The following is a 3,342-nucleotide window of genomic DNA, read 5'->3' as shown; positions in this document are numbered from 1 at the left end:
GTCCGTACCCGCCGCCCCTCCGCCCGCCGCCTCTCCGCCCGCCGCCCCTCCGTCCCGCGCCCGGCGGCCGTCCGCCGACCGCGCCCCGGTGGTCCTCGCGGGGGTTCCCGGCGCCGTGCGGGCGCGGCCGGTGTTCGCACGGGACCGGCCGGCGCCGTCCGCCCCGCCATGGGTGTCGGGCAGGCAGGCAGGGCGGACGACGCGGGTTCGGGCCGCCGTACTGAAGGAGGGGGGAGCCGGCGGCCCGGCCGCCTCTTGCGAGGGGAGCCCAGTCAACACGGCGCCCGCTCCCGGGGGCAGAGCGCACACCTTTCGGTTACGGACTTTCCGTTCACACCCCGTGCGCGCGGCCGTTCACTACGCTGAACCGGCCGAGTCACCGGAGGCGACATGCAGCCCAACACTCTGCTGGACGCGCTGCTCGAAGAGGCGGGGATCTCCCACGCGGGATTCGCCGTGCGCGTGAACCACGCCGGCCGGGCCAGGGGGGTCACCCTGCGGTACGACCACACCGCCGTGTCCCGCTGGCTGCGCGGGCAGCGCCCCCGCGGCCAGGTGCCCGACATCATGTGCTCCATCCTCGGCGACCGGCTGCGCCGCCCGGTCAGCCTCGACGACATCGGCTTCGGCACCGCGGACGGCCCGTCGGCCACGGGCTGCGCGACCCCGCTCGCCGGCTTCGTCGAGCGGGCCACCGCACTGTGGCGCGGCGACGAGCAGCGCAAGCCGCACGCCGTGGACGTGCCCGCGGTGACGGGAACGCCGGCCGTGATGCCCGTGTGGGAGTGGGAGAACCCGCCCGACGACCCCGACGTCTCCCGGGAGGGCCCCACCCGGGTCCGCCCGGCGGACATCGAGACGCTCCGCTCCGCCCGGGCACACTACGAACTGATGTACCGCAGGACCGGCGGCGTCGCCACGCACGCGCGCATCGTCCGCTTCCTCAACGCCCAGACCGCCCCGCTGCTGCGCGGCAGTTACGGGGACACGCTCGGCCGCGGCCTGCACCGCGCGACCGGGGGGCTCGTCGCGGTCGCCGGCATCTGCGCGTACGACTCGAACGCCCAGGGCCTCGCCCAGCGCTACTTCCACCAGTCGCTGCGCCTCGCGAAGGCCAGCGGGGACCGGGCCCTCGGCGCGTACGTGATCGCCCTGCTCGTCAACCAGTCGCTGTATCTGGGGGAGTCGCGCCAGGCGGTCGCCTTCGCGGAGGCGGCCCTGCGCACCGCGGGCGCCACCATCAGCCCCGCCCTCGCCACGGACCTCTACGCGATGCAGGCCAAGGCGTACGCGCAGCTCGGCGACAGCGCCGGCGCGCGCGAGCGGATCCGCAGCGCGGAGGGCGCGGCCGAGCGCATCAGACCCGGCCAGGAGCCGGACGAGACGGGATACGTGCAGCCCGGCCTGCTGAACGTGCAGGTGGCGGAGGCCCTGTTGCGTCTCGGCGACCTGCCGGGGGCGCGCATGCACGCGGCGGCCGCCGTCAGTTCCCCGGCGCACGACCGGGGCCGGGTGCACCGGCTCGCCATCCTCAGCACGGTCGAACTGAGCCAGGGGGAGCCGGACCGGGCGGCCAGCACCGCGGCCGAGATGGCGGAGCGCGCGCGGGGAATGGAGTCGCAGCGGCTGCGTGACCGGCTGCGCTCGGTGCGCGACGACCTCGCCGCAAGTGGTTCCATGGACGCGGCCGTGGCGGCCGGCCTCATCGAGGGCGCGCTCCGCGTGCCCCTCTAGATGCGCCTGTGACAGGGGTCGTCCCAGCGGGATAGTGCCACCGGATCGAACGAAAGGTGGCAACAACGTGCAGTGGACGAAGCTGAGCGAAAAAAATGTGTATGGAAACCGCTGGTTCCAGGTCAATCTGGCCGACATCGAACTGCCCGACGGACGGCGGCTCGACCACTTCCTCATCCGCCAGCGCCCCGTGTCGGTGGCGACCGCGGTCAACGCGGACAACGAGGTGCTGATGCTCTGGCGGCACCGCTTCATCACCGACAGCTGGGGCTGGGAGCTGGCCGCGGGTGTGGTGGAGGACGGCGAGTCCCCGGAGGCGGCGGCCGCCCGGGAGATGGAGGAGGAGACCGGCTGGCGGCCCGGGCCGCTGCACCACCTGCTCACCGTGGAGCCGTCCAACGGGCTCTCCGACGCCCGCCACCACCTGTACTACTCCCGCGAGGCGACGTACATCGGCCACCCCGAGGACGACTTCGAGTCGACCCGCCGCTCCTGGGTCCCGCTCGCCCGGGTGCCCGCGCTGATCGCCCAGGGGAGGGTCCCGGCGGCGAACATGGCGGCGGGACTGCTGATGCTCCGCCACTTATGTCTGGGATGAAACGGCGCCGCGCACGTATCGCCGTGAACGCATGAAGGGGCCTTGACGGCTCGATCACCGGTTGATGTGCTCGGTGCGGGGACGCCGCCCGACGGCGGGACCGAACCGGACGGGACCGAACCGGAGGGACGCACCATGCCGACCGCCCAGCCGAGCCTGCGGGCCGCCGGCCGCGAAGAACCTCCCGGGCCCACCCGCCTCGGGAGGTTCTTCGCCGTGGTGGACCGGGTCGGCAGGCGCGTCCCGCATCCGTTCCTCCTGTTCCTGTACCTGCTGATCGCGCTCGCGGTGGCCTCCGCCGTCCTCGCGGCCCTCCACGCCACGGCGCAGGTGCCGGGCACGTCGAAGGCCGAACCGGTGCGCAGCGTCCTGTCCGTGGCCGGCCTGACGAACCTGCTGGACACCCTGGTCCCGAACTTCATCGGCTTCCCGCCGCTCGGTGTGGTCCTCGCGGTGCTGCTCGGCGTCGGCGTCGCCGAGCGCGCGGGGTTCCTGTCCACCGTGGTCAAGGTGGTGCTGACGAAGGTGCCGCGCGGTCTCATGCCGTACGCGGTCACCTTCATCGCCGCGCAGGGCCATGTGATGGGCGACGCCTCGATGGTGATCCTGCCGCCGCTCGCGGCCCTCGCGTTCCGCGCGGTGGACCGCCATCCGCTAGCGGGCATGATCGGCTGCTTCGCCTCCACGTCCGTCGGCTACGCGTCGGGCGTGCTGATCGGGGCCCTCGACGCGAACCTCTCCACGATCACCGCATCGGTGGTGCCGCACGGACTGCACATCGGCACCTCGGTGGTCATGAACTACTTCTTCCAGGCGGCGGCGGGGCTGGTGCTGCCGCTGCTGACGGGGTTCATCCTGGTCCGGTGGGTGGAGCCGACCCTGCCGCCACTGCCGGACGACAACGCGGCCGGGGACGACAACGCGGCCGGGGACGACAACGCGGCCGGGGACGGCGCGGACCGGCACGACGGCGGCGGGGCGGGCTCCCGCGCCGGGGCGCAGTCCCCGGG

Annotated in this window: 3 protein-coding genes; all 3 read left to right on the top strand. The window is 73.9% G+C overall.

The window, feature by feature from the left end; translation table 11 throughout:
• The first annotated feature begins 390 nt into the window (after positions 1-390).
• The gene (locus L1885_RS25830; RefSeq protein ID WP_235799579.1) at positions 391-1,734 is read left to right on the top strand and encodes an NsdA family TPR-like regulatory protein; all 1,344 of its coding nucleotides are present in this window, start codon (positions 391-393) and stop codon (positions 1,732-1,734) included.
• Positions 1,735-1,801: 67 nt separating this feature from the next.
• A complete protein-coding gene (locus tag L1885_RS25825) occupies positions 1,802-2,332 on the top strand; it encodes an NUDIX hydrolase (RefSeq protein ID WP_235799578.1) in 531 nt (176 codons plus the stop codon).
• 135 nt (positions 2,333-2,467) lie between these two features.
• Positions 2,468-3,342, top strand: an 875-nt coding sequence (locus L1885_RS25820; protein ID WP_235799577.1) for an AbgT family transporter, incomplete at its 3' end; no start/stop codon positions are given.

The organism is Streptomyces fuscigenes (assembly GCF_021556455.1).
GTDB lineage: Bacteria > Actinomycetota > Actinomycetes > Streptomycetales > Streptomycetaceae > Streptomyces > Streptomyces fuscigenes.
Note: the sequence above shows the minus strand (reverse complement) of the source record. Positions and strands in the feature narration are given on the sequence as shown.

Excerpts from the sequence above, each read along its gene's own strand:
- L1885_RS25830 (WP_235799579.1), top strand. The coding sequence starts at position 391 with ATGCAGCCCAACACTCTGCTGGACGCGCTGCTCGAAGAGGCGGGGATC.